Source organism: Pseudomonas sp. Ps21-P2 (assembly GCF_039672565.1).
Classification (GTDB): Bacteria; Pseudomonadota; Gammaproteobacteria; order Pseudomonadales; family Pseudomonadaceae; genus Aquipseudomonas.
The window spans coordinates 172,308-197,164 of the sequence record NZ_JBDFPL010000007.1; the positions used below are offsets into that span (position 1 = coordinate 172,308).

Annotated in this window: 23 protein-coding genes; 16 read left to right on the forward strand and 7 right to left on the reverse strand. The window is 62.4% G+C overall.

Annotated features, from left to right (window positions below; genetic code table 11):
- Window positions 1-170: 170 nt before the first annotated feature.
- Complete coding sequence (locus tag ABEH28_RS18650; protein WP_081567934.1) at window positions 171-1,694, forward strand: fumarate hydratase; 1,524 nt, start codon at window positions 171-173, stop codon at window positions 1,692-1,694.
- Between the two features lie 73 nt (window positions 1,695-1,767).
- Here the strand turns inward: ABEH28_RS18650 and ABEH28_RS18655 are convergent, their stop codons facing one another.
- From ABEH28_RS18655 to ABEH28_RS18665, 3 genes are all read right to left on the reverse strand, one after another.
- A complete protein-coding gene (locus ABEH28_RS18655) occupies window positions 1,768-2,925 on the reverse strand; it encodes a phosphatidylserine/phosphatidylglycerophosphate/cardiolipin synthase family protein (protein ID WP_346630790.1) in 1,158 nt (385 codons plus the stop codon).
- Window positions 2,926-3,074: 149 nt separating this feature from the next.
- Window positions 3,075-3,413 carry an amidase gene (locus ABEH28_RS18660; RefSeq protein ID WP_346630791.1) on the reverse strand — a complete coding sequence of 113 codons (339 nt, stop codon included), beginning with the start codon at window positions 3,411-3,413 and terminating at the stop codon, window positions 3,075-3,077.
- On the reverse strand, window positions 3,410-4,504 hold the full coding sequence (locus tag ABEH28_RS18665; RefSeq protein WP_346630792.1) for a serine hydrolase: 1,095 nt from the start codon (window positions 4,502-4,504) through the stop codon (window positions 3,410-3,412). The genes ABEH28_RS18660 and ABEH28_RS18665 overlap by 4 nt, the downstream gene beginning before the upstream one ends.
- Window positions 4,505-4,699: 195 nt before the next feature.
- On the opposite strand from ABEH28_RS18665, the gene olsB reads away from it, so the two are divergent.
- Window positions 4,700-5,455, forward strand: a complete 756-nt coding sequence (gene olsB, locus ABEH28_RS18670; protein WP_192171721.1) for an L-ornithine N(alpha)-acyltransferase — start codon at window positions 4,700-4,702, stop codon at window positions 5,453-5,455.
- Window positions 5,455-6,243, forward strand: a complete 789-nt coding sequence (locus ABEH28_RS18675) for a lysophospholipid acyltransferase family protein (RefSeq protein ID WP_346630793.1) — start codon at window positions 5,455-5,457, stop codon at window positions 6,241-6,243. Before olsB ends, ABEH28_RS18675 begins: the two co-directional genes overlap by 1 nt.
- Here ABEH28_RS18675 and ABEH28_RS18680 read toward each other — a convergent pair.
- A complete protein-coding gene (locus ABEH28_RS18680) occupies window positions 6,204-6,800 on the reverse strand; it encodes an ACP phosphodiesterase (protein WP_192171723.1) in 597 nt (198 codons plus the stop codon). The two genes, ABEH28_RS18675 and ABEH28_RS18680, sit on opposite strands and share 40 nt — an antisense overlap.
- A 278-nt stretch (window positions 6,801-7,078) precedes the next feature.
- On the opposite strand from ABEH28_RS18680, the gene ABEH28_RS18685 reads away from it, so the two are divergent.
- The 3 genes from ABEH28_RS18685 (at window position 7,079) to ABEH28_RS18695 (ending at window position 9,702) form a co-directional block, all read left to right on the forward strand.
- Window positions 7,079-7,387 carry a helix-turn-helix transcriptional regulator gene (locus ABEH28_RS18685; RefSeq protein ID WP_296310764.1) on the forward strand — a complete coding sequence of 103 codons (309 nt, stop codon included), beginning with the start codon at window positions 7,079-7,081 and terminating at the stop codon, window positions 7,385-7,387.
- A gap of 37 nt (window positions 7,388-7,424) precedes the next feature.
- On the forward strand, window positions 7,425-8,591 hold the full coding sequence (locus ABEH28_RS18690; protein WP_346630794.1) for an MFS transporter: 1,167 nt from the start codon (window positions 7,425-7,427) through the stop codon (window positions 8,589-8,591).
- Between the two features lie 61 nt (window positions 8,592-8,652).
- On the forward strand, window positions 8,653-9,702 hold the full coding sequence (locus ABEH28_RS18695) for an alkene reductase (protein WP_282365964.1): 1,050 nt from the start codon (window positions 8,653-8,655) through the stop codon (window positions 9,700-9,702).
- 305 nt (window positions 9,703-10,007) lie between these two features.
- Here ABEH28_RS18695 and ABEH28_RS18700 read toward each other — a convergent pair whose 3' ends face one another.
- The 3 genes from ABEH28_RS18700 to ABEH28_RS18710 form a co-directional block, all read right to left on the reverse strand.
- Window positions 10,008-10,865 carry an ATPase gene (locus tag ABEH28_RS18700; RefSeq protein ID WP_346630795.1) on the reverse strand — a complete coding sequence of 286 codons (858 nt, stop codon included), beginning with the start codon at window positions 10,863-10,865 and terminating at the stop codon, window positions 10,008-10,010.
- Window positions 10,866-10,931: 66 nt separating this feature from the next.
- Window positions 10,932-11,930, reverse strand: coding sequence for an NAD(P)-dependent oxidoreductase (locus ABEH28_RS18705; protein WP_346630796.1), 999 nt, complete (start codon window positions 11,928-11,930; stop codon window positions 10,932-10,934).
- A gap of 88 nt (window positions 11,931-12,018) precedes the next feature.
- Window positions 12,019-12,918: a LysR family transcriptional regulator ArgP gene (locus ABEH28_RS18710; RefSeq protein WP_346630797.1), complete on the reverse strand. Its 900-nt coding sequence runs from the start codon at window positions 12,916-12,918 to the stop codon at window positions 12,019-12,021.
- 109 nt (window positions 12,919-13,027) lie between these two features.
- Here ABEH28_RS18710 and ABEH28_RS18715 point away from each other — a divergent pair, with 109 nt between their 5' ends.
- The 10 genes from ABEH28_RS18715 (at window position 13,028) to ABEH28_RS18760 (ending at window position 24,845) form a co-directional block, all read left to right on the forward strand.
- Entirely contained in the window at window positions 13,028-13,426 is a 399-nt protein-coding gene (locus ABEH28_RS18715; RefSeq protein ID WP_346630798.1) for an ACT domain-containing protein, read from the forward strand.
- A gap of 35 nt (window positions 13,427-13,461) precedes the next feature.
- Window positions 13,462-14,064, forward strand: coding sequence for a LysE/ArgO family amino acid transporter (locus tag ABEH28_RS18720; protein WP_346630799.1), 603 nt, complete (start codon window positions 13,462-13,464; stop codon window positions 14,062-14,064).
- Window positions 14,065-14,266: 202 nt separating this feature from the next.
- Complete coding sequence (locus ABEH28_RS18725; protein WP_065992213.1) at window positions 14,267-14,863, forward strand: Fe-Mn family superoxide dismutase; 597 nt, start codon at window positions 14,267-14,269, stop codon at window positions 14,861-14,863.
- Between the two features lie 311 nt (window positions 14,864-15,174).
- Complete coding sequence (locus tag ABEH28_RS18730; RefSeq protein ID WP_346627068.1) at window positions 15,175-17,226, forward strand: EAL domain-containing protein; 2,052 nt, start codon at window positions 15,175-15,177, stop codon at window positions 17,224-17,226.
- A 209-nt stretch (window positions 17,227-17,435) separates the two neighbouring features.
- Window positions 17,436-18,791, forward strand: a complete 1,356-nt coding sequence (locus ABEH28_RS18735) for an imelysin family protein (protein WP_346627067.1) — start codon at window positions 17,436-17,438, stop codon at window positions 18,789-18,791.
- Between the two features lie 256 nt (window positions 18,792-19,047).
- On the forward strand, window positions 19,048-19,587 hold the full coding sequence (locus ABEH28_RS18740; RefSeq protein ID WP_065992198.1) for an AP2/ERF family transcription factor: 540 nt from the start codon (window positions 19,048-19,050) through the stop codon (window positions 19,585-19,587).
- Window positions 19,588-19,725: 138 nt separating this feature from the next.
- The gene (locus tag ABEH28_RS18745; RefSeq protein WP_346630800.1) at window positions 19,726-21,153 is read left to right on the forward strand and encodes a di-heme oxidoredictase family protein; all 1,428 of its coding nucleotides are present in this window, start codon (window positions 19,726-19,728) and stop codon (window positions 21,151-21,153) included.
- 27 nt (window positions 21,154-21,180) lie between these two features.
- On the forward strand, window positions 21,181-22,245 hold the full coding sequence (locus ABEH28_RS18750) for an imelysin family protein (RefSeq protein ID WP_346630801.1): 1,065 nt from the start codon (window positions 21,181-21,183) through the stop codon (window positions 22,243-22,245).
- A gap of 1 nt (window position 22,246) precedes the next feature.
- Window positions 22,247-23,344, forward strand: a complete 1,098-nt coding sequence (locus ABEH28_RS18755; RefSeq protein ID WP_346630802.1) for a DUF1513 domain-containing protein — start codon at window positions 22,247-22,249, stop codon at window positions 23,342-23,344.
- Between the two features lie 334 nt (window positions 23,345-23,678).
- Window positions 23,679-24,845, forward strand: coding sequence for an efflux RND transporter periplasmic adaptor subunit (locus ABEH28_RS18760; RefSeq protein WP_346630803.1), 1,167 nt, complete (start codon window positions 23,679-23,681; stop codon window positions 24,843-24,845).
- Window positions 24,846-24,857 lie beyond the last annotated feature (12 nt).

A 24,857-nucleotide genomic window follows, 5' to 3' on the forward strand; every position in this document is an offset into this window, starting at 1 on the left:
GGATGTACCTTAATCGACCTCGGGTTATACTGCCGCGCCTTTTTTACCCTGACCACGCCGAGGTGTTGCCCGGCTGTCTGACGCCTGATCAAGATGCTTTCGTCCGGCCCAAGCGGTCCCGTCGCCACCCGCAATTAGAATGTTCCCGCCAAATCAGAGGAGCGCGCCCAATGACCGTGATCAAGCAAGACGACCTGATCCAGAGTGTCGCTGACGCCTTGCAGTTCATTTCTTATTACCACCCCGTTGACTTCATCCAGGCCATGCACGAGGCCTACCTGCGTGAGGAATCCCCTGCCGCACGGGATTCCATGGCCCAGATTCTGATCAATTCGCGCATGTGCGCCACCGGTCATCGGCCGATCTGCCAGGACACCGGCATCGTCACCGTGTTCGTCCGTGTCGGCATGGACGTGCGCTGGGATGGCGCCACCATGGGCCTGGACGACATGATCAACGAAGGTGTGCGTCGCGCCTACAACCTGCCGGAAAACGTCCTGCGCGCCTCGATCCTCGCCGATCCGGCCGGCGCCCGCAAGAACACCAAGGACAACACACCTGCGGTCATCCACTACTCCATCGTCCCGGGCAACACCGTGGAAGTGGACGTGGCGGCCAAGGGCGGCGGTTCGGAAAACAAATCGAAGATGGCGATGCTCAACCCGTCCGACTCCATCGTCGACTGGGTGCTGAAAACCGTGCCGACCATGGGCGCTGGCTGGTGCCCGCCGGGCATGCTCGGCATCGGCATCGGCGGTACGGCCGAAAAAGCTGCGGTGATGGCCAAGGAAGTCCTGATGGAATCCATCGACATCCACGAGCTCAAGGCACGCGGCCCGTCGAACCGTCTGGAAGAAATGCGTCTGGAGCTGTTCGAGAAGGTCAACCAGCTGGGCATCGGCGCCCAGGGCCTTGGCGGTCTGACCACCGTGCTCGACGTCAAGATCATGGACTACCCGACCCACGCCGCGTCCCTGCCGGTGTGCATGATCCCCAACTGCGCCGCCACCCGTCATGCCCACTTTGTGCTCGACGGCTCCGGGCCGGCTTCGCTGGAAGCGCCGCCGCTGGACGCTTACCCGGAGATCGTCTGGGAAGCCGGCCCGTCGGCCCGCCGCGTCAACCTCGACACGCTGACACCGGAAGACGTGCAGAGCTGGAAGCCGGGCGAAACGGTCCTGCTCAACGGCAAAATGCTCACCGGCCGAGACGCGGCGCACAAGCGCATGGTCGAGATGCTGAACAAGGGCGAAACCCTGCCGGTGGACCTGAAGGGTCGCTTCATCTATTACGTCGGCCCGGTCGATCCAGTGGGTGACGAAGTGGTGGGCCCTGCCGGTCCGACCACGGCGACGCGGATGGACAAGTTCACCCGCCAGATCCTTGAGCAGACCGGCCTGTTGGGCATGATCGGCAAATCCGAGCGCGGCCCGACCGCCATCGAAGCGATCAAGGACAATAAAGCGGTTTACCTGATGGCCGTTGGCGGCGCCGCGTATCTGGTCGCTCAGGCGATCAAGAAGTCGCAAGTGCTGGCCTTCCCGGAACTGGGCATGGAAGCGATCTACGAGTTCGAGGTCAAGGACATGCCGGTGACGGTTGCTGTCGACAGCAAGGGCGAGTCGGTTCACATCACGGGTCCCGCCATCTGGCAGAAGAAGATCAGTGAGAGCCTGGCGGTAGAGGTGCAGTAAGCATTTCGATCGCTACAACGAAAAAGCCCGACCTGTGAGTCGGGCTTTTTTGTGGGCGATGGGTTGGGGGCGTTTACCCCCGCCGATCCAGCACATTCACCACTAGCCGATCCAGCCATCCCCAGACCCGCTCCTGAACCCGTCGCCACAGCGGCCTGGCCTTCCATCCCTCTAGGGTGATTTGGCTGCTGACGGCGAAATCCTTGGTGAAGCTCGTGGCCACGGCGTGAGTCAGCGCGGGGTCAATCGCTTCGAGGTTGGCTTCCAGGTTGAAGCGCAGGTTCCAGTGATCGAAGTTGCAGGAGCCTACGCTGACCCAGTCGTCGATCAGCACCATCTTCAGGTGCAGGAAGCACGGCTGGTATTCGAAAATTTTCACCCCGGCCTTGAGCAGGCGCGGGTAATAACGGTGGCCGGCGTAACGAACCGAGGGGTGATCGGTGCGCGGCCCGGTCAGCAACAAGCGCACGTCGACGCCCCGAGAGGCCGCACGACGCAACGCGCGGCGGACTTTCCAGGTCGGCAGAAAATACGGCGTCGCCAGCCAGATGCGCGTCTTGCTGGTGTTCAGCGCGCGCACCAGGGACTGCACGATATCCCGATGCTGACGGGAATCGGCATACGCCACGCGCCCCAGCCCATGCCCACCGACGGGCGCCTTGGGCAGGCGCGGCAGACCAAAGTTTTCCGCTGGCCGCCACGCCCGCCGCCGAGGGTTGGCGTGGAACTGGCGATCGAACAGCGCTTGCCAGTCAATCACCAGCGGGCCGCGAATCTCGACCATCACCTCATGCCACTCGCTGCTGTTCAGGTCCGGGCGCCAGAATTCATCGGTGACCCCCGTCCCGCCCACCACCGCCAGCTCCTTGTCCACCAACAGCAGTTTGCGGTGGTCGCGGTAAAGGTTGCGCAGGCCGCGTCGCCAATGCACCCGGTTATAGAAACGCAGGATCACGCCCGAATCGGTAAGGCGCTTGCGCAAGCCGATCGTGAACGCCGCCGAGCCGAAATCATCGAACAGACAGCGCACGATGACCCCGCGACTCGCCGCACCCACCAGCGCCTGGACGATCGCTTCGGCACAGGCCCCGGCTTCGACCAGATACAGTTCGAGCTCGATCTGCTGCTGCGCACCTTCGATCGCGGCGATCATGCGCGGAAAAAACGCAGGGCCGTCGATCAGCAGGTTGAACTGGTTGTCTTCGCGCCACGGAAAAATCGCGCCCCTCATGGGCGGCTCGCCGTGGCGGTCAGCAGGCAGGTTTGAGCAGCGCTTGCCGGGCGGACAAGCGAGGATGGAATGCGAATGGACATGCAGACTCCAGAGGGTGCGATACGCAACCCTATCCGCCTGTCTGACCGCAGGCAAACTTCAACGTTCTACGGCACCGGCGATGACAGCCGGCAGCCCTGGCGCTGGCCTTCCCAGCGCGCTTCGCTTTCGCGGCCCAGCCCTGTCGCGGTGATGCGCTTGTTCAGGGCATCCTCGTTGATCGTGCTGGGCAGCCACTGTTTGACGTAGCTGTGGCAATAGTCCGCCGGGTTGTTCATGACGAAGCGGCACGAGCAATATTCCTTGGCGGTATAGGCGCTGATGATGCTGGGAAATACCTGCAGCTGAACCCGCCAGTTCCAGATCAGGCCGGCGATGATCAGCAGCACCAGTAGGGCGAGACTGCTGAACGGGCGGCGTCGGATGAATGCGTTGCGAGCGATCATTTGCCACCCTCCCCGACCACTGCGGTCAGCGCCAGCTTGAGCAACTGATTGTGGTCGTAGCTGCCGTCGCGATCGTCGGCGTAGCGAACGATCACCAGTCCCGCGCTGGGGATGACGTAGAGCGCCTGGCCCCAGTGGCCAAGGGCGGCAAAGGTGTCCGCCGGTGCGTCTGGCCACGGTCCAGGCTTGCCATCGGCGGTTTTGTTCAGCCACCAATGACCGCCGGGGGCTTCATCGGTCGGCGTCGGGGTCAGGGATTTGAACGGCGTCAGGTTGAAATCAACCCAGGCCCTGGGCAGCAACTGGCGGTCTTGCCAGCACCCGCCGCGTTCCATCAGCAGGCCGATGCGCGCCAGGTCGCGGGCTGTCATGTACGCGTAGGACGATCCGACGAAGGTGCCGGTGGCGTCGCGTTCCCACGTGGCGCTGGTGATGCCCAGCGGGTCGAACAACGCAGTCCACGGGTAATCCGCGTAAGCGCTGTCACCGACCATGCCTTTCAGTGCAGCGGCGAGGACAGTGCTGTCGCCGCTGGAATACCGGTATGAAGTGCCCGGCGCACTGGCGACGCCGTGCTCGGCGGTGTACCGCGCCATGTCACCGCGCCCTCGGGTGTACAGCATCGCCACGACTGACGAGTTGAGCGGCGCGTATTCGTAGTCCTCCTGCCAGTTCAGCCCTGAGGCCCAGTGCAGCAGGTCCTGAAGCTTGATGTCGGGATGCACGCTGAATGGCGGGTAGAACCGGGCGACGGGGTCCTCAAGTTTGAAGCGGCCTTCAGCAAAGGCGACGCCCAGCACGCTGGCCAAAATGCTTTTGCTGATCGACCAGGTCAGGTGCGGGGTGTCTGCCCGGGTCACGCCGCCATAGCGTTCATACACCACTTCGCCGTCGTGAATGATCAGCAGCGCATCCGTGCGCACGCCTTTGCGTTCGACCTCGTCGCGGGGCGGGAAGGCGTAGGCGTCGAGGGCAGCTACGGCAGCGTTTTCACTGAGCGGGCGCTCGGACCACTCCGGCGCGGGCCAGCTTTCGGCAGCGGCCGAACAGCTGATGAGGAACAGCGCGAGGGTGAACAGCAGACGGGTCATGAAGGGGACTCGGGCTCGGATGCAGGCAACCCTAGCAGGCAAAAATGACAGCACAGGGAACCCAACCCCCTGTCACGCAACCATCACCAAAGCTTAATGGTGGTGACACGGCCTCTCCCTAGCCTGAATTCGTACAGCAATGCTCGAACAATCAGTCGACCCGCCTGGACGAAGGCGGGATTACGGAGACGCCGCATGACTCAGATCGCCAGCATTCGAGACACCCGAACCGAACGTCGCCTGCAGGCAGAACGCCTGGTCGGTGAGAAGGCCCTGCAGGAAGCACAGGCTTTGCGCTTCAGTGTGTTCAGTGGCGAGTTCAACGCCAGGCTCAAGGGCGCCGAGCTGGGCCTGGACGTCGATGATTATGACGTTCACTGCGTGCACATCGGCGTGCGGGACCTGAGCAGTGGTCGCCTGGTCGCCACCACCCGTTTGCTGGACCACAAAGCCGCAAATACCCTGGGCCAGTTCTACAGCGAAGAAGAATTCAGCCTCCATGGACTGCGCCATTTGCAGGGCCCGATCCTGGAACTGGGTCGCACCTGTGTCGATCCTTCCTACCGCAACGGCGGCACCATCGCCGTGTTGTGGAGCGAATTGGCCGAGATCCTCAACGAAGGCGGCTACAGCTACCTGATGGGCTGCGCCAGCATTCCGATGCAGGACGGCGGCATTCAGGCCCACGCGATCATGCAGCGCCTGCGCGAACGCTATCTGTGCACCGAGCACCTGCGCGCCGAACCGAAGAATCCCCTGCCGACGCTGGACCTGCCCAACAACGTGATCTGCGAGATGCCGCCGCTGCTCAAGGCCTACATGCGCCTGGGCGCGAAGATCTGCGGCGAACCGTGCTGGGACGAAGATTTCCAGGTTGCCGACGTCTTCATCCTGCTCAAACGTGACGACTTGTGCCCCCGCTACGCCCGCCACTTCAAGGCTGCGGTGTGATGAGCACGTGGCGCAGTCATGCGCGCGTGGTGCGGGTGCTTTGGGTCATTGCGCTGGGCCTGAGCATCGCCGGCACTTTTACCTTGATGGAACGCCTGCGCATCGGCAATTCCATGGCCCGTCGCCAGCGCTGGACCGCCTGGTTCATGGCGCGCCTGAGTGCTGCGCTGCCGTTTCGCGTGAAAGTCAGCGGCAAGCTGCCGAGCGAGCCAATGTTGTGGGTGAGCAATCACGTGTCGTGGACCGACATCCCGCTGCTGGGGATGCTGGCGCCGCTGTCGTTCCTGTCCAAAGCCGAGGTGCGCACCTGGCCGGTGGCGGGCTGGCTGGCGCTGAAAGCCGGGACACTGTTCATCCGCCGAGGCTCGGGCGACAGCAAGCTGATTCAGAAGCAGATGGGCCAGCACTTGCTGGGCAAGCATTCCCTGGTGATCTTCCCGGAAGGCACCACCACCGACGGCCGCAGCTTGCGCACCTTCCACGGCCGCCTGTTGTCGAGTGCGATTGAAACCGGCGTGCCGGTGCAGCCGGTTGCCATTCAATATGTGCGGGACGGCCAGGCGGATCAGATCGCGCCGTTCATTGGCGACGACGACCTGCTCTCGCACCTGCGTCGACTGTTTGCCAATGAGGTGAGTGAGGTGCACATCCAGTTACTCTCGCCGATCGCTTCCCAGGGGAAAGAACGCGCAGCGCTGGCGTTCGAAGCGCAGCAGGCGGTGCAGATCGCGTTGTTCGGCGAGGCGGTTCAACCGGCGACGGTAGGGTCCGCCGCCAAAGCCGCTTGAGCAAACGCCTGAAGCTCAGGGTAAAACGCGCTGAAGTCGTCACTCAGCGGTCGATACAGCGCGTGCAGTTCCTGGTAGACGCCGGCCAGCCCTTCCGGCCGTGACAAGCGCCGCGAGATGCCGGCCAGCGCATCGCCCACCACCGAAAATTCCCGGTACGAACCCAACCAGTCCTGCGCTGCCATGCGCGGGGCAATCAGCGCCAGCCGCTCCGGCAACGCAGGCTCATCGGCCAGCACGCGGTAGACCTTGCGGGTGAAGGCGTCCAGAGGCTGGTCTGAATACCGATGCCAGTCCCGCGCCAGGCAGTGGTCGAAAAACACATCCAGTGCGATGCCGGCATAGCGCCGACGGCCGTCGGGAAAACGCCCCAGCGCTTGTTTGATCAGCGGGTGCGAATCGGTGAACGCATCGATGCGCCGATGCAGGCGAATCGCGCTTTCGATGTCCGCCGGGAAACGTCCGGGCAGTAGCCCTTTGACGAAGTCGCCGTACAAGCTGCCCAGCAATTGCGCCGGCGCCTGCCCGCCGAGGTGCAGGTGTGCGAGGTAATTCATGGTTGTTGCCTATTGCTGCGAGCCTTTTTTCTGCGCCTGATTCCGCCGAATGTGCGGGGACTCAGTCGCAATGACGCTCGTACAGTCGCCACATTCCCTGCGCCTGTAAAGCGGGATCGCCTTCGAACGCTCTACCAAACCACCGGCCCAAAACCATATCGTTATAACCCGATATAACGATTGAGCCTGTGCTAAGCACCGATTCATATTTGTATATCGCGATTTATAGATATAAGGTTCGCCCCATCGCGATACAGCGCACCTGCACTGAGAACGACATGCCCACTGACATTGACATCGACGAAATCATTAAAGCCTTGGCTCATCCGGTTCGCCGGCAGATTCTGGACTGGCTCAAAGACCCGGTTGCGACCTTCCCCGATCAGCGTCACACGATTGATGGCGGTGTCTGTGCCGGCCAGATCGACCAGCGCGCCGGTCTGTCGCAGTCGACCGTTTCGGCCCATCTGGCCACGTTGCAACGGGCCGGATTGATCACCAATCAGAAGCACGGCCAGTGGCATTTTTTCAAACGCAACGAAGACGTCATTCAGGCGTTCTTGCAGCAACTGACGCAGCGGCTCTGAGCCCTTCGCCACACACCCGCCTTTCAGGAGACGCAACGTGCCCCTTTCATTACTCATTCTGGCCCTGAGCGCCTTTGCCATCGGGACGACCGAGTTCGTCATCATGGGCCTGCTCCCCGACGTCGCCAGCGACCTGGGCGTCAGCATTCCCGGCGCCGGCTGGCTGGTCACCGGCTACGCCCTGGGCGTCGCGATCGGCGCGCCGTTCATGGCCATGGCCACCGCCAGGCTGCCGCGCAAGGGTGCGCTGGTCACGCTGATGGGCATCTTCATTATCGGCAACCTGCTCTGCGCACTGGCGGCGGACTACAACATCCTGATGTTCGCCCGCGTGGTCACCGCGCTCTGCCACGGCGCGTTCTTCGGCATCGGTTCGGTGGTGGCGGCCGGACTGGTTCCGGCCAATCGTCGCGCTTCGGCCGTCGCGCTGATGTTCACCGGCCTGACCCTGGCCAACGTCCTCGGCGTCCCGCTGGGCACCGCACTGGGGCAACAAGCCGGCTGGCGCTCGACCTTCTTCGCCGTCACGGTGATTGGCGTCATCGCCTTCATCGGCCTGATTCGCTTCCTGCCGAGCAAACGCGACGAAGAGAAACTCGACATGCGCGCCGAGCTGGCTGCGCTCAAAGGCGTAGGCATCTGGCTGTCGCTGAGCATGACCGCGCTGTTCGCAGCCTCGGTGTTCGCGCTGTTCACCTACGTCGCGCCGCTGTTGGGCGAAGTCACCGGCGTCTCGCCTTTGGGCGTGACTTGGACGCTGATGCTTATTGGTCTCGGTTTGACGCTGGGCAATATCATTGGCGGCAAACTTGCCGACCGCCGACTGGCCGCAACGCTCATCGGCGTGTTCATCGCCATGGGGGTGATCTCCACGGTGCTGAGCTGGACCAGTACGGCGCTGATCCCGGCCGAGATCACCCTGTTTTTCTGGGCCACTGCCGCGTTCGCCGCTGTGCCTGCGCTGCAGATCAACGTGGTGACCTTCGGCAAGGCCGCGCCCAATCTGGTGTCCACCCTGAACATCGGCGCCTTCAACGTCGGCAATGCGCTGGGCGCCTGGGTTGGCGGCAGCGTCATCGCCCATGGTTTCGGCCTGACCACCGTGCCGCTGGCAGCCGGCGCTCTGGCGGTCCTTGCCCTGGTGGTCACGTTGATCAATTTCCGTCAGCCCAACGATGCCGAACTGGCTGCCGCGACGAGCTGATTACCCTCATTTTTTGAAACCTGCGGATCCACCCTTTACCGACTGCACAAAGGATTTCACGATGACCACGATTTTTGACCCGATCAAGATGGGCGACCTGGAACTGGCCAACCGCATCGTCATGGCGCCGCTGACCCGCTGCCGCGCCGACGAAGGCCGCGTGCCCAACGCGATGATGGCCGAGTATTACGTACAGCGCGCCTCGGCCGGCCTGATCATCAGCGAAGCCACGTCGGTGATGCCGATGGGCGTGGGCTACCCTGACACCCCGGGCATCTGGTCCAACGACCAGGTGCGCGGCTGGGCCAACATCACCAAAGCCGTGCACGCGGCGGGCGGCAAGATCGTGCTGCAACTGTGGCACGTGGGTCGCGTTTCGCACCCGACTTACCTCAACGGCGAAACCCCGGTTGCGCCGAGCGCGATCCAGCCAAAAGGCCACGTGAGCCTGGTGCGTCCGCTGTCTGACTTCGTCACCCCGCGTGCACTGGAACTGGCGGAAATCGAAGAGATCGTCGACGCCTACCGCGTCGGTGCCGAAAACGCCAAGGCGGCGGGCTTTGACGGCGTCGAGATTCACGGCGCCAACGGTTACCTGCTCGACCAGTTCCTGCAAACCAGCACCAACACCCGCACCGATGCCTACGGCGGCTCGCTGGAAAACCGCGCGCGTCTGTTGCTGGAAGTGACCGACGCCGCCGTTGAAGTCTGGGGCGCTGGCCGCGTCGGCGTGCACTTGGCACCCCGCGCTGATGCCCATGACATGGGCGACGCCAACCTGGCCGAGACCTTCACCTACGTCGCCAGCGAACTGGGCAAACGCGGCATCGCTTTCATCTGCGCCCGCGAACGCGAACTCGACGACAGCCTGGGCCCACGCCTGAAAGAAGCCTTCGGTGGGGTGTTCATCGCCAACGAGAAATTCACCAAAGAAAGCGCCAACGAGTGGCTGGCGACCGGCAAGGCGGATGCCGTGGCGTTTGGCGTGCCGTTCATTGCCAACCCTGACCTGCCAGCGCGTCTGGCCAAGGATGCCCCGCTCAACGAGCCGCATCCTGAAACCTTCTACGGCAAAGGCGCCGAAGGCTATCTGGACTACCCGACGCTGTAAGCAGGAGGGACGCGGAGCGTCGAGGGCTGGGTTCCCACGCGGAGCGTGGGAACGATCAGAACTGATGGCGCACTCACTGGCTTCTTCCCGGCTAAAGCCGGTCCTACAAAAGCACCGTACGCACCCGTAGGACCGGCTTCAGCCGGGAAGCTCTTGATCTGCTTTTGATTTGCTTTTGATCTTCCTACGCAGCAAGCCCAGTCACCACAAATCGCGACTTGGGTGCAGGCTGAACGCAGGTTTCGCGGAGTGGGCCAAGCCGCATGGATGCGGCGATCGCACGCCGTCTTCCAGAACTACCCGAACTATTGCCCCCGCGCATTAATCTGCTGCGACAACGTCTGAATCTGACTCTGCAACGTATTGATCGTCCGCGTCATCTGCCCACGGAACGCATCAAACTCCTGCAGACTCGCCCCCGACGAAGCAGCCGCCGCCGGACGATTCTCCAACTCACTCTTCACCACCACCATATCCTGCTCAAGCTGCTCGATCGCCTGATTGCCGTTCGCCTTCTTCAGGTTCGCCACATCCGCAGTCAAACCCTTCAACTGCGATTCCAACCGCTCCTGCTCAGCCTGAATCGACTTGCCATCCGGCACCGCCGCCTTCAACGCCGCCAACTCTGTCGCCACGGCTTTCAACTGATCCTGCAACTGCTGATTCACCGCCTGCTGCTGCGCACTCTGCGTGCTGATCTGCTCCAGCCGCTTGTCCAGCCCGCCCTGCAAACCCGCCACACCCTGCTGCTGCCTGCTCTGATCGGCCAACTGATCCTGCAACTGCTTGATCTGCGCTTTCAACGCTTCACTGCTGCTCGCCATCGACTCAGTGGCGACCACCTTGCCGGAAATATCCTGCAAGCGCCCCGCCGCCTCCTCACTGATGCGAGCGAAACTTTCCTGGGTCGCGACCAGCTGCTGCTCCATCAACGACACTTGCTGAAAACTCCACCAGCCCAGGCCACAAAACGCGATGAACAACACACAGATCAACGCCCACAACGCGCCGGTACCGGGGGCCTTCACCTTCACCACCGGCGTGTCGCGGGAATACACCGTGGTGCGTTCGCGGGCACCCGGCGGTGGCAGAAAATCATCGTCATCGTCTTTGGCGCTGAGGCTCGGGACGTCATCGACGTCGTCATAGGGATCTTTGCGCATGGGTTTACCTTTGAAAAACCGCTGAATCTGAATGGCTCGCAGTATAACCGCGGATGTTGACGCCTTTTACAACGGGCCGCCGTGCTGGGCTTTCCACCAGCCGCAGAACTCGTCGAGGGCGGTCCACACGCTCACGTCAGGCTGGTAATCCAGATAATGCCTGGCGCGACTGATATCAAGCGTGAAATCCAGGCTCATCACCTGCATCCCGATGCGCGACAGCGTCGGTTCAGGTTGCCCTGGCCAGATCAGGCACGCCGCCTCGTTCATGGCTGCGGCGGTGTAGGCCAGGCCATAGGACCGATAGCGTCTTACCGGCGGCAATTCCATCTGGCGCATGACGTAATTGACCACGTCCCAGAGCGGGACCGGCGCGCCATTGCTGATGTTGTAGGCCTTGCCCAGCGCAGAGCCGGCGGCCAGCAGACAGCTGAGCAGCGCCTCATTGAGGTTCTGAACGCTGGTGAAATCAACCTTGTTCAGGCCGTTGCCAATGATCGACAGGCGATTCTTGCGCTGCATCTCCAGCAGTCGCGGGAAAATGCTGGTGTCACCCGCCCCGGTGACGAAGCGTGGGCGCAAGGCGATGACTTCCAGACCAAACTCTTCGGCACCAAACACCTTTTGTTCGGCCATGTATTTGGTCGCGGCATAGTGATTGCCGAAGCGCTTGGGCACTTGCTCCTCGCGGATATCGAGGTGCGATCGGCCATCAAAATAGATCGACGGCGACGACAGGTGCACCAGCCGCCGGACCCGTTGTTTCAGGCATGCTTCGACGACATTCTCGGTGACCTGAACATTGCCCTGATGGAAGTCCTGACGCCGTCCCCATGTGCCGACCGCACCCGCGCAATGGACCACGGCTTCGACGTCGTCACACAGCGCGTGAACCAGTTCCGGATCGGAAAGATCGCCCTGAATGAACTCGGCGCCGCGCCGTACCAGATGCTCGACACCCTCAGCACGACGGCCGCTGACCCGGACGCTCAAGCCTTGCTCCAGCGCGAAACGCGCGAAGCGTCCGCCGATGAAGCCGCCTGCGCCGGTGACCAGAATTTTCATTGCCTGCTCCGTTTAATCTTCTTTTGCCTGTGATCGCCGCGGCTGTTCTGCGAACAATCCCACACTCTGCTGCGTCGCCTGTTGACGTTCACTGCGCGTCCAACGGCACCAGCCACTGCCCTGCTTTTTTCGCCAGATGGTCCGTCAGCTCTGTCAGCAACAGGCCGCCGTTGCGCCAATGATGCCAGTACAAGGGCACATCAATGCAGTGATCGGGCAGCAACTCGACCAACAAACCGCTCGCCAATTGTCCACGGACCTGCAACTCCGGCACCAGTCCCCAGCCCATTCCGGCTTCGACCATGCGCGTAAAACCTTCGGACGACGGACACAAATGATGCTCGAACCCGCCTTCGACACCCAGTGAAGCGAGGTAGCGATGCTGCAGGAAGTCATCCGGGCCGAACACCAGCGCGGGGGACCGGGCGACCGCCTGAGGCGTCACGCCCTGGGGGAAATGCCTATCAATGAAGTCAGGACTGGCCAACGCCCGATATCGCATGGCGCCGAGCAATAAACTCCGCGCCCCCGCCACCGGCCGTTCACTGCCGCATAGACACGCGGCCACTTCACCGGCGCGCATGCGTTTGAGGCCGACGTCCTGGTCCTCGACCACCAGATCGGTGAGCAATCGATGCTCGGCACAGAAGTCCCCGACCGCGAGGGCCCACCAGGTCGCCAGGCTGTCGGCGTTCAGCGCGATGCGCAAACGTTCTGGCATGCCGCCCTCGTCCAGAGCAGGTACCGCGCTTTGCAGATCCCGCTCCAGCAAGCGCACCTGCTGGACATGGTTGAGCAGCCGCCGACCGATTTCTGTCGGCGTGGGCGGCGTCGCCCGGACCAGCACCGGCTGGCCGACCCGCGCTTCCAGCAGCTTGATGCGCTGGGACACCGCAGACTGCGAAAGGCCGAGCACCTGAGCGGCGCGCTCGAAGCCGGCCTGCTCGATCACCGCCGCCAGCGCTGAGAGCAATTTGTAATCGAACATCAGTTTCTCTAATGAGTGATGAGCTTTATTGGTTTTTCTTATAACCGCTGTCGACCGACAATCGCCACCTCTGATTCACGGCACACCCTCAAAGAACGGCGGAACATCAATGACTGGCGAAACCTCTCTTGGCGCATTGCTGCGCAGCATGAACCCTGAACTCAACGAGGGTGACTACGTGTTCTGTACCGTGGCGGACAGCCGTCGCGTGGAGGGCGTCGAAGTCATCGGCAGCTTCCGCGAGCGCGAAGGCCTGACCGTCATCCTCGAACGCAGCCAGGCTCAGCAACTGGGCCTGGACTGCGATTACGTCATGGCCTGGATCACCCTGACCGTTCATTCCTCACTCGCAGCGGTCGGGCTGACCGCTGCGTTCGCCAGCGCACTGGGCGCGGCGGGCATCAGTTGCAACGTGGTCGCCGGCTTTTACCACGACCATCTTTTCGTGGGCAAAGACGACGCACAGCAGGCCATGGACACCTTGCGCGCGCTGGCGACGAACGCCTGATCCCGGCAATCCTGAACTGATCGAGGCCCGACATCATGTGGCAAAGCTACCTCAACGGCCTGCTGGTTTCCCTCGGGCTGATCATGGCCATCGGCACCCAGAACGCCTACGTGCTGGCGCAAAGTCTGCGTCGCGAACACCACCTTTCCGTGGCCCTGCTGTGCATCTTGTGCGATGCCGTATTGGTGGCCGCCGGCGTCTTCGGGCTGGCCAATGTGCTGGCCCACAACCCCACGCTTCTGGCGGTGGCCCGCTGGGGCGGGGTGGTGTTTCTGCTGTGGTACGGCGCAATGGCACTGCGTCGCGCATTGTCGCCGCAAAGCCTCGCTCAGGGCGATGCCGACGGCCAGCGGTCACGCCGCGCGGTATTGCTGACCGCCTTGGCAGTGACCTTGCTGAACCCGCACGTTTATCTCGATACCGTGTTGCTGATTGGCTCGCTCGGCGCGCAGCAAGCAGTGCCCGGCGCCTACGTGGCCGGGGCCGCCAGCGCTTCAGTGTTGTGGTTTTCGACGCTGGCGATCGGCGCCGCCTGGCTGGCCCCGTGGCTGGCACGCCCAACGACCTGGCGCCTGCTGGACCTGATGGTGGCGGTGATGATGTTCAGCGTGGCGCTGCAGTTGATCAGAACGGCGTGAATATTCGTCTCGCCGACGCGCATTTCAGCGCAACGCTCTGGAACCTCTATCCCACACAGTTGTTGCGTGGTTAAGGTCAGGGGCCGGTGCTATGATCCAGCCCCTGCGCTGCAAAGAGTACAAACTCGCCAGCGTAAGTTCTGTCTGGCCGCCCGTGATCGGCCTTGCGCAAACCGCAACTGACCTGATTAGGAGAATTACCATGGCTTTTGAATTGCCTCCGCTGCCGTACGCACATGATGCTCTGGCACCGCACATCTCCAAGGAAACTCTGGAATACCACCACGACAAGCACCACAACACCTATGTCGTGAACCTGAACAACCTAGTGCCAGGCACCGAGTTCGAAGGCAAGACTCTGGAAGAAATCGTCAAGACCTCTTCGGGCGGTATCTTCAACAACGCCGCTCAAGTCTGGAACCACACGTTCTACTGGAACTGCCTGGCGCCAAACGCCGGCGGCCAACCGACTGGCGCTCTGGCTGACGCGATCAACGCTGCTTTCGGCTCCTTCGACAAGTTCAAGGAAGAATTCAGCAAGACCTCCATCGGCACCTTCGGCTCCGGCTGGGGCTGGCTGGTGAAGAAAGCTGACGGTTCCCTGGCACTGGCCAGCACCATCGGCGCCGGCAACCCGATCACCAGCGGCGACACCCCACTGCTGACCTGCGATGTATGGGAACACGCTTACTACATCGACTACCGTAACCTGCGTCCTAAGTACGTCGAGGCGTTCTGGAACCTGGTCAACTGGAAGTTCGTTGCCGAGCAGTTCGAAGGCAAAAGCTTCACCGCCTGATGAATGCTTGAATGCTCGAATGAAAAAAAGCCCGGCACGTCCGGGTTTTTTTTCGCCTTCTGTTTGTCGTTTATGTATTGTCTGGAAGCGATAGCGGACTAATATCAAATTTCGTGCTGATTCAAACGGCTGGGCTCAAGTTTTCCCCGCGTACGACCGACACAGTACGGATAGCCTGAGTGGTCTGCCTATTAACTGTTTTCCCGATTGATGGGGTCACGCGCCCGCCAGAAGCGTCTGATCCGAATGCCTGCATTGCCAGTGCTTGCATGCAGGCAGCCCGCTATCAGCATGGATAAAGGAATGGCCATTTGAAGCTGGAACTCAAAGACAGCTTGTCGGTGAAGCTGCTCCGCGTTGTGCTGCTTTCAGCGCTGATCGTGGGGGTCGTGCTCAGTTGCGCACAGATCGTCTACGACGCATACAAAACCCGCCAGGCCGTTGCCACGGACGCAGCGCGTATCCTCGACATGTTCCGCGACCCGTCGACCCAGGCCGTCTATAGCCTGGACCGGGAAATGGGCATGCAGGTCATCGAAGGGCTGTTTCAGGACAAAGCCGTGCGCCAGGCGTCCATCGGTCATCCCAACGAGACGGTGCTCGCCGAAAAATCCCGAGACCTCGAAGCCACCCCCACCCGCTGGCTGACCGATCTGATCCTTGGCCAGGAACGGAGCTTCACCACGCAACTGGTCGGCCGCAGCCCGTACAGCGAATATTACGGCGACCTGCGCATCACCCTGGACACCGCCACCTACGGCGAAACCTTCCTTACCAACTCGATGATCATCTTCATCTCCGGCGTGTTGCGCGCGCTGGCGATGGGTCTGGTTCTGTACCTGGTTTATCACTGGCTGCTGACCAAACCGCTGTCGAGAATCATCGAGCACCTGACCAGCATCAACCCCGACCGCCCCAGCGAACACCAATTGCCCTTGCTCAAAGGCCACGAAAAAAACGAGCTGGGGGTCTGGGTCAATACCGCCAACCAACTGCTGGCGTCCATCGAGCGCAACACCACCCTGCGCCACGAAGCTGAATCCAGCCTGTTGCGGATGGCCCAATACGACTTCCTCACCGGTCTGCCGAATCGGCTGCAGCTGCAGAAGCAACTGGACAAAATCCTCGTCGACTCCGGAAAAGTGCAGCACCGTGTCGCGGTGTTGTGCGTGGGTCTGGATGACTTCAAAGGCATCAACGAACAATTCAGTTATCAGGCCGGCGATCAGTTGCTGCTGGCGCTGGCCGATCGCCTGCGCAGTCACAGCGGTCGCCTCGGCGCCCTTGCCCGGCTGGGCGGCGACCAGTTCGCGCTGGTTCAGGCCGATATCGAACAGCCTTACGAGGCCGCCGAGCTGGCGCAGAACATTCTCGACGACCTGGAAGCGCCCTTCGCCGTCGATCAGCAAGAGATTCGTCTGCGCGCCACCATCGGCATCACGCTGTTCCCCGAAGATGGCGACAGCACCGAGAAGCTGCTGCAGAAAGCCGAACAGACCATGACGCTGGCCAAGACCCGCTCGCGCAATCGCTACCAGTTTTATATCGCCAGCGTCGACAGCGAGATGCGCCGTCGTCGCGAGCTGGAAAAAGACCTGCGCGAAGCCATGGCCCGCGAGCAGTTTCATCTGGTCTATCAGCCGCAGATCAGCTATCGCGATCACAGTGTCGTCGGTGTCGAAGCGTTGATCCGCTGGATTCACCCGGAACACGGCTTCGTGCCGCCCGACCTGTTCATCCCGCTGGCCGAGCAGAACGGCACCATTATCGCCATCGGCGAGTGGGTGCTGGATCAGGCCTGCAAACAGCTGCGCGAATGGCACGACCAGGGCTTCAGTGACCTGCGCATGGCGGTGAACCTGTCCACCGTGCAGCTGCACCACGCCGAATTGCCGCGGGTGGTGAACAATCTGTTGCAGATCTACCGCCTGCCGCCCCGCAGTCTGGAGCTGGAAGTCACGGAAACCGGCCTGATGGAAGACATCACCACCGCCGCGCAGCACTTGTTGAGCCTGCGCCGCTCCGGGGCGTTGATCGCCATCGATGACTTCGGCACCGGTTATTCATCGCTGAGTTATCTGAAAAGCCTGCCGCTGGACAAGATCAAGATCGACAAGAGCTTCGTCCAGGACCTGCTCGACGACGATGACGACGCGACGATCGTGCGCGCCATCATCCAGCTCGGCAAAAGTTTGGGCATGCAGGTGATCGCCGAAGGCGTGGAGACCGCCGAGCAAGAGGCGTACATCATTTCCGAGGGCTGCCACGAAGGTCAGGGGTATTTCTACAGCAAGCCGCTGCCGGCGCGGGAGCTGCTGGTTTACCTGAAGCAAGCCCAGCGCACTCACAGCGAGGCGCTCTGACACAACGGGCTTTCGACGCAAAGGCGCATCCTTGGAAACACCGCCGCGCCTGCGGACATCCTGAATCATCCCCTGAAACAGCTTGAAATATCTCCCTCCGCCGGCCTGGGCAAATGGCCTTTACACAGAATGCAAATCTTTCGCATTATGTCGCAGCATTTTCTGGCGTTCGCCACCGTTCACACCTCTTCTCGATGCAGGATTCCGTCATGATTCGTATGCCCCTGGCAACCGCAAGTCTGCTGGCTGTCGCCATTGCTCTGGCCGGTTGTGATCAAGGCAAGGACAAGCCCGCCGCCGCAGCGCCCGCCCCTGCACCGGCCGCAACCGCCGCGCCGGCTCCAGCGCCGACCTCCGCCGCCGCGCCTGCCCAGCCCAACGAAACGGCCACCCGGGCAGTGGTCGCCAACTACGCCAATATGGTATTCGCCGTTTTCAGCGACGCCGAATCCACTGCCAAAAAGCTCAGCACGGCAGTCGATGCTTTCCTCGCCACACCCAATGACCAGACCCTGAAAGCAGCGCGAGACGCCTGGGTTGCGGCGCGGGTGCCGTACATGCAGAGCGAAGTGTTCCGCTTCGGCAACACCATCATCGACGACTGGGAAGGTCAGGTGAACGCATGGCCGCTGGACGAAGGCCTGATCGACTACGTCGCCAAGGATTACCAGCACGCGTTGGGCAATCCGGGCGCCACTGCCAACATCATCGCCAACACGTCAGTGCAAGTGGGCGAGGACAAAGTCGACGTCACAGAAATCACCCCTGAAAAACTCGCCAGCCTGAACGAGCTCGGCGGTGCGGAAGCCAACGTGGCGACCGGTTACCACGCCATCGAATTCCTGCTCTGGGGCCAGGACCTGCACGGCACCGGCCCGGGCGCCGGCGAGCGTCCGGCCAGCGACTACATCGAAGGCCAGGGCGGCACCGGCGGCCACAATGATCGCCGCCGCGCCTACCTGAAAGCCGCCACCGACCTGTTGGTCAGCGACCTCGAAGAAATGGTCAACAACTGGAAGCCGGGCGTCGCCGACAACTACCGCGCCACGCTGGAAGCTGAGTCCGCCGAGAGCGGGCTGCGCAAAATGCTGTTCGGCATGGGCAGCCTGTCGCTCGGTGAACTGGCGGGCGAGCGCATGAAAGTCGCGTTGGAGGCCAATTCCAGCGAAGACGAGCACGATTGCTTCAGCGACAACACCCACAACTCGCATTTCTATAACGGCTTGGGCATCCGCAACGTCTACCTGGGTGAATACACCCGCGTCGACGGCAGCAAAGTGAGCGGCGCGAGCCTGTCCTCGCTGGTCGCCACCGCCGACGCCGCCACCGACCAGACCGTGCGCGCTGATCTCGATGCGACCCAGGCGAAGCTGCAGGTCATCGTCGACCACGCCAACAAGGGCGAGCATTTCGACCAACTCATCGCGGCGGGCAATACAGCGGGCAACCAGGTCGTGCGCGACGCGATTGCCGCGCTGGTCAAACAGACCGGCGCCATCGAGCAAGCCGCTGGCAAGCTGGGCATCACCGACCTGAACCCGGACAACGCCGACCACGAGTTCTGATCCGCTTCAAACCGGTGGGACCGCGCCTTCCCGACTGAAGTCGGTCCCGCTGCAAACAAATGCCGACCCGTCCACGGGCCGGCATTTTTTTCGTCAATCGACGCCTGAAAGTCCCAGCAAAACGGCGTTGTTTGGGGACCGGTCTGTAAGCGTTGTAGGGCATTTCCTGTTCGCTCCTTGTCGGATTGAACACGCCTCCCCCGCCGCTGATCATGCGCACTTCCTTGACCCCACCCTATCCAGGAGGAGACAGAAAGTGCCCAAGAGAAACAATAAAAGGCGCCGCGTCAGTAAGCTCAAAGCCAACGATTACGGTATTCACCTGCTGGTCGGCGTCAAGGGCCCGCGTGCCTGGAAGGTGACGATCTACCGCGACGGCAGAACCTTCAACCGACTGTTTTCCTTCTCCCGCTACGGTGGCCGAGATCCGGCACGCCAAGCCGCCGACGCGTGCCGTGACCAGCTGCTGCTGGCCCACCTGCCCAAGCTCAGCCGCGACATCCGTCAACGCATCATCGCCACCAACACCAGCGGTTATCCGGGGGTGCATTACCGCTGTTACACCGGCATCGCCTATTGGGTGGCGCGGACCACGCTGCGCAACGGCAGCAGTGTCACCAAGTCATTCAGGGTCGAACATTACGGCTACGAGAGGGCCAAGGAGCTGGCGATCCGCGAACGCGAACGGCAGCTCGACGGCATTGGCGATTACCGGTCATTCAAGGTGGTCGAGGGCGAGCGGCGTCTCATGCAACTGCTGGTGGAAAACCCGGCGCTGGAGATCGCCGGCGCGTGAGTTTTGCGGGCACGTCACCCGCGGATGATTTGGTAACAACACGTTACGAGAGGGCCTGCAAACGCTAATCCCTCTTATTCATCAAACTCGGGGCTGGTAAGCTTGCTCGCCCCGATTTCCCGCCTTTGCAGGACCTGTATGACTGCGTGGTTCCGTCCTTCGTTTCTCCTGCTGATGGCGCTTGCCATGAGTGGGTGCGATGACGCCCCGCGTTTCACCGCTGCCGAACCGGGCGAGTCGCGCTCGGGCGGCGCCACCACCGTCAACAAAAGCGACCGCAATGCGTTTTCCCTGCCTTCAGCCAACCTGTCGCCCGCCCGGCGGCTGGACTTCAGCGTCGGCAACAGCTTTTTCCGCAACCCCTGGGTGATTGCCCCGTCGACTACCACTGCCCGCGACGGCCTGGGTCCGTTGTTCAACACCAACGCCTGCCAGAACTGCCACATCAAGGACGGCCGCGGCCACCCGCCCGAGCCCGGCGCCGACAACGCCGTGTCAATGCTGGTGCGCCTGTCGATTCCCGACGATCCGGCGTTCGCCGAACACATCAAGCAGTTGGGTCTGACGCCCGAGCCTGTATACGGCAAGCAACTCCAGGACATGGCCATCCCCGGCGTCACGCCTGAGGGCAAGGTGCGGGTCGATTACGATTCGATGACCGTGCATTTTCGCGACGGCACCCCGGTGCACCTGCGCCGCCCTACCCTGCAGATCACCCAACCCGGTTACGGCCCGATGCACCCGCAGACGCGAGCTTCCGCGCGCATTGCTCCGCCAATGGTCGGCCTCGGGCTTCTGGAAGCCATTCCGCAGGCGGCGATTCTGGCCAACGCCAACCCCAACGATGAGCAAGGCAACGGCATCACCGGCACACCCAACTGGGTCTGGGACGATGCGCAGCAGAAAACCGTCCTCGGCCGTTTCGGCTGGAAAGCCTCGCAGCCGAGCATCAAGCAGCAGAATGCCCACGCGCTGGCGGGTGACATGGGCCTGACGTCCACCTTGATGCCGGTCGACGACTGCACGCCGTCGCAGACCGCGTGCCTCGCCGCGCCCAACGGCAACGGCCCGAACGGCGAGCCGGAAGTCAGCGACAACATCCTGCGGCTGATCACCTTCTACACCCGCAACCTTGGCGTCCCGGCGCGCCGCGACGTGGCCGACCCGCAGGTGCTGGCGGGCAAGAGCCTGTTCTTCAAGGCCGGCTGCCAGCAATGCCACACGCCTGAATTCACCACTTCCGCCGACGCCGCCGAGCCCGAACTGGCGAATCAGGTCATCCGCCCCTACACCGATCTGTTGCTGCATGACATGGGCGAAGGCCTGGCCGACAATCTCAGCGAATTTCAGGCCAGCGGCCAGCAGTGGCGCACCCCGCCGCTGTGGGGCATTGGCCTGACGCAGACCGTCAGTGGCCACACCCAGTTTCTGCACGACGGACGTGCCCGCGACCTGATGGAAGCCGTGCTCTGGCATGGCGGCGAGGCGCTGCCGGCGCAACGTCAGGTGCTCGCCTTTGACGCGGAGCAACGCGCGGCGCTGCTGGCGTTCTTGAATTCTCTCTAACGTATTTCTGAAGATAAGGAGTCGGGCATGTTCCGCCCCAAGTTGTTGCTCACCAGCCTCGCCGCTTTGGCACTGGGCGCGTGCGCGCCGTCGGACCCGCAAGCCGTGACGTCTGCCGCCATCGCCAGTCAGGTCATCCTGCCGACCTACAGCCGTTGGGTCGATGCCGACCGGCAACTGGCGATCAGTGCGCTGTCCTACTGCCAGGGCAAATCCGACCTGGACACCGCCCGCGCCGACTTCCTGCACGCGCAAAAAGCCTGGGCCGAGCTGCAACCGCTGCTCATCGGGCCGCTGGCCGAAGGCAATCGCGCCTGGCAGATTCAGTTCTGGCCGGACAAGAAAAACCTCGTTGGCCGTCAGGTGGAGCAACTGGTCACCGCACAGCCGCAGATCAGTGCTGACGCCCTGACGAAATCCAGCGTCGTGGTTCAGGGCCTGTCGGCCTATGAATACATCCTGTTCGACGCCGACATCGACATGGCCAACGCCAAGCAGAAAGCCCGCTACTGCCCGCTGCTGGTCGCCATTGGTGAGCGTCAGAAGGCGTTGGCAGAAGACATCCTCAACAGCTGGAACAGCAACGACGGCATGCTCGCTCAGCTGAGCAAGTTTCCCAACCAGCGCTACGCCGATTCCCACGAGGCCATTGCCGAGTTGCTGCGCGTGCAAGTGACCGCACTGGACTCATTGAAGAAAAAGCTCGGCACGCCGCTGGGCCGCGGCACCAAGGGTGTGCCGCAGCCGTTTCAGGCGGAAGCGTGGCGCAGCAAGGCTTCGCTCAGCAGCTTGCAGGCGAGTCTGGCCAGTGCCCAGACGGTCTGGGCCGGTGTTGATAACAAAGGTTTACGCGGGCTGTTGCCCAAGGAACAGAAGCCTTTGGCCGACAAGATCGACGCCGCCTACGCTGAGAGCAATCGCCAACTGGCCGCACTGAAACCGCCGCTCGGGGATCTGCTGGCCACCGAAGAAGGTCGTCAGCAGCTCAACGCTTTCTACGACAGCCTCAACGTAGTCCATCGCCTGCACGAAGGCGAACTGGCCAAAGCGCTGGGCATTCAACTGGGCTTCAACGCCAATGATGGTGACTGATATGTTGCGACGTCAGGCTCTGGGTCTGGGCAGCCTGCTGCTCAGCGCCGTCACGTTTGGCGGCTGGACGCTTTTCGCGAAAAAAGGCGAAAGCCCGCTGCTGCTGTCCGCCCGAGACGACGGCAACGGCCAGCACTTCGCGGTGGGTTATCGCATCGACGGCACGCAAGTATTCGCCACACCCGTCGCCCAGCGCTGCCACGACATCATCAATCACCCGAGCCTGCCGATCGCGCTGTTCGTCGCGCGCCGGCCGGGTACCGAAAGCTACCTGATCGACCTGCGGGACGGTCGCTTGCTGCAAACCATCACCTCGCAACCCCACCGACACTTCTACGGCCACGCGGTCATTCACAAGGACGGCGAATGGCTGTACGCCACCGAGAACGACACGACGGAGCCGGGCCGCGGACTGTTGGGCGTGTATCGATTCGTTGATGAGCGGCTGCAACGCACCGGTGAGATTTCTACCCACGGCGTCGGGCCCCATCAGGTTTCATGGATGCCGGATGGCGAAACCCTTGCAGTCGCCAACGGCGGCATTCGCACCGAGGCCGAGAGCCGCGTCGAAATGAACCTCGACGCCATGGAACCCAGTCTGGTGCTGATGCAGCGCGACGGCACGCTGCTGAGCAAAGAGACGCTGTCGCAACAGATGAACAGCGTGCGGCATATGGCGATCGCCCGCGACGGCACCATTGTTGCAGGGCAGCAGTTCATGGGGCCTTCCCACGAATCCGCCGAGCTGCTCGCCATCAAGCGGCCGGGCCAGCCGTTTCAAGCGTTCCCGGTGGCCGAGCAACAACTGCAGGCGATGGCGCATTACACCGCCAGCGTCGCCATTCACAACGACCTGCGGCTGGTGGCACTGACCGCGCCGAGGGGCAACCGCTTCTTCATCTGGGACCTGGACAGCGGCGCGCTGAAGCTGGATGCGCCGCTGCCCGACTGCGCCGGGGTGGGCGCGGTGGCGGACGGCTTCGTCGTGACCTCCGGCCAAGGGCGCTGCCGTTTTTATGATTGCCGCGAGACGGTGCTGGTCGCCAAGCCGCTGGAGCTGCCGGCGGGGTTGTGGGATAACCATCTGCATCTGGTTTGATCGAGGATAGGCGACGGCGCGGGCCCCTTCGGGTTGTCCAGACGCCGAACTGTCGCGCAACCACATCACCTTGTAGGAGTGAGCTTGCTCGCGAAGAGGCAGGAACATCTCCTAGATTTTCAGCGCATGGAATACCGACTTCGCGAGCAAGCTCACTCCTACAGGTACCGTTTTCGCTGGGCGACAGCGCAATGTCAGGGCGGCGGGCATGCCCAGCGATAAACCATGATTCCGGTAGGACGCCGATCCCGAATTCAATCAATGCCACTGGCAACTAAATCGCGACACGACTAACGTGCTCGCCTGATTCATCGGTTTTCCAAGGAAGTGGAATATGTTGCGTCGCCGCATGTTGATCATGTTGGGCATTGTCCTGATCGTGGTGCTGGCCCTGGGCGGGTACAAAGCGTTTTCGGTCTATCAGCAGATCCAGCAATTTACGGCGCCGAAGCCGCCGATCAATGTGGCGGTGGCCGTTGTTGCGGAGCGCCCGTGGCAGAATCGTCTGCCGGCCATCGGCACGCTCAAGGCATCCCAGGGCGTGGATCTTTCGCTGGAAATCGCGGGCACGGTCAAGGCCGTGCAGTTTGAATCCGGCCAGAAGGTCAAGATCGGTCAGCCGCTGTTACAGCTCGACAGCGATGTGGAAAAGGCCCTGCTCGGCACTGCCGAAGCGGACCTCGGTCTGGCGCAAGTCGAGTACGGACGTGGCAGCAAACTGGTGGGGGAGTCGGCCATCTCGCGCGGCGACTTCGACAAGCTCGCCGCCACCCAGAAAAAAGCCGCTGCCACCGTCGCGCAACTGAACGCCTCCCTGGCGAAGAAGCGCATCCTCGCGCCCTTCAGCGGCACGATCGGCATTCGTCAGGTGGACGTCGGCGACTACCTCGCCAGCGGCACGGTGATCGCCACGCTCCAGGACCTGACCAGCCTGTACGCCGACTTTTTCGTGCCGGAGCAGGTGCTGCCGAAACTGGCCCTCGGCCAACAGGTGCAGGTGAGCGTCGCGGCCTACCCGGACCGCGTATTCACCGCGCGCATCAGCGCCATCAACCCCAAGGTCGAAGACACCACCCGCAACGTCTTGATTCGCGCCACCTTGCCCAACCCCGACAGCCAACTGCTGCCCGGCATGTTCACCAGCCTGCAAGTGCTGCTCGGGCAGGACACGCCGCAACTGGTGTTGCCGGAAAGCACGATCACTTACACGCTGTACGGAAACTCGGTGTACGTCGTCGTGCCGAAAAAGACCGCCGACGGCCAGCCGGAACACAACAGCAAGGGCGAGCCTCAGCTCATGGTCGAGCGGCGCTTCGTCGAGACCGGCGAGCGTCGCGGCGGGCTGGTCATCATCAGCAAAGGATTGAAACCCGGCGAGCAGGTGGTCACCGGCGGCCAGTTGAAACTGGATAACGGCGCCGCCGTCGCCATCGTGGCCGACCCGGCAACACCGTCTGACGCCACCCCGGCGGCGCAGAACAGCCAGCCCAAAGCTGACTGATCAAGGAATCGA

What these genes read in the sequence shown, in the direction of transcription:
- ABEH28_RS18685 (WP_296310764.1), top strand. Translation starts at nt 7,079, where the DNA reads ATGCCCACTGACATTGACATCGACGAAATCATTAAAGCCTTGGCTCAT.
- olsB (WP_192171721.1), top strand. Translation starts at nt 4,700, where the DNA reads ATGACTCAGATCGCCAGCATTCGAGACACCCGAACCGAACGTCGCCTG.
- ABEH28_RS18755 (WP_346630802.1), top strand. Translation starts at nt 22,247, where the DNA reads ATGTTGCGACGTCAGGCTCTGGGTCTGGGCAGCCTGCTGCTCAGCGCC.
- ABEH28_RS18720 (WP_346630799.1), top strand. Translation starts at nt 13,462, where the DNA reads ATGTGGCAAAGCTACCTCAACGGCCTGCTGGTTTCCCTCGGGCTGATC.
- ABEH28_RS18680 (WP_192171723.1), bottom strand. Translation starts at nt 6,800, where the DNA reads ATGAATTACCTCGCACACCTGCACCTCGGCGGGCAGGCGCCGGCGCAA.
- ABEH28_RS18710 (WP_346630797.1), bottom strand. Translation starts at nt 12,918, where the DNA reads ATGTTCGATTACAAATTGCTCTCAGCGCTGGCGGCGGTGATCGAGCAG.
- ABEH28_RS18655 (WP_346630790.1), bottom strand. Translation starts at nt 2,925, where the DNA reads ATGAGGGGCGCGATTTTTCCGTGGCGCGAAGACAACCAGTTCAACCTG.
- ABEH28_RS18700 (WP_346630795.1), bottom strand. Translation starts at nt 10,865, where the DNA reads ATGCGCAAAGATCCCTATGACGACGTCGATGACGTCCCGAGCCTCAGC.
- ABEH28_RS18695 (WP_282365964.1), top strand. Translation starts at nt 8,653, where the DNA reads ATGACCACGATTTTTGACCCGATCAAGATGGGCGACCTGGAACTGGCC.
- ABEH28_RS18735 (WP_346627067.1), top strand. Translation starts at nt 17,436, where the DNA reads ATGATTCGTATGCCCCTGGCAACCGCAAGTCTGCTGGCTGTCGCCATT.
- ABEH28_RS18760 (WP_346630803.1), top strand. Translation starts at nt 23,679, where the DNA reads ATGTTGCGTCGCCGCATGTTGATCATGTTGGGCATTGTCCTGATCGTG.
- ABEH28_RS18665 (WP_346630792.1), bottom strand. Translation starts at nt 4,504, where the DNA reads ATGACCCGTCTGCTGTTCACCCTCGCGCTGTTCCTCATCAGCTGTTCG.
- ABEH28_RS18750 (WP_346630801.1), top strand. Translation starts at nt 21,181, where the DNA reads ATGTTCCGCCCCAAGTTGTTGCTCACCAGCCTCGCCGCTTTGGCACTG.
- ABEH28_RS18705 (WP_346630796.1), bottom strand. Translation starts at nt 11,930, where the DNA reads ATGAAAATTCTGGTCACCGGCGCAGGCGGCTTCATCGGCGGACGCTTC.
- ABEH28_RS18660 (WP_346630791.1), bottom strand. Translation starts at nt 3,413, where the DNA reads ATGATCGCTCGCAACGCATTCATCCGACGCCGCCCGTTCAGCAGTCTC.
- ABEH28_RS18715 (WP_346630798.1), top strand. Translation starts at nt 13,028, where the DNA reads ATGACTGGCGAAACCTCTCTTGGCGCATTGCTGCGCAGCATGAACCCT.
- ABEH28_RS18725 (WP_065992213.1), top strand. Translation starts at nt 14,267, where the DNA reads ATGGCTTTTGAATTGCCTCCGCTGCCGTACGCACATGATGCTCTGGCA.
- ABEH28_RS18650 (WP_081567934.1), top strand. Translation starts at nt 171, where the DNA reads ATGACCGTGATCAAGCAAGACGACCTGATCCAGAGTGTCGCTGACGCC.
- ABEH28_RS18745 (WP_346630800.1), top strand. Translation starts at nt 19,726, where the DNA reads ATGACTGCGTGGTTCCGTCCTTCGTTTCTCCTGCTGATGGCGCTTGCC.
- ABEH28_RS18675 (WP_346630793.1), top strand. Translation starts at nt 5,455, where the DNA reads ATGAGCACGTGGCGCAGTCATGCGCGCGTGGTGCGGGTGCTTTGGGTC.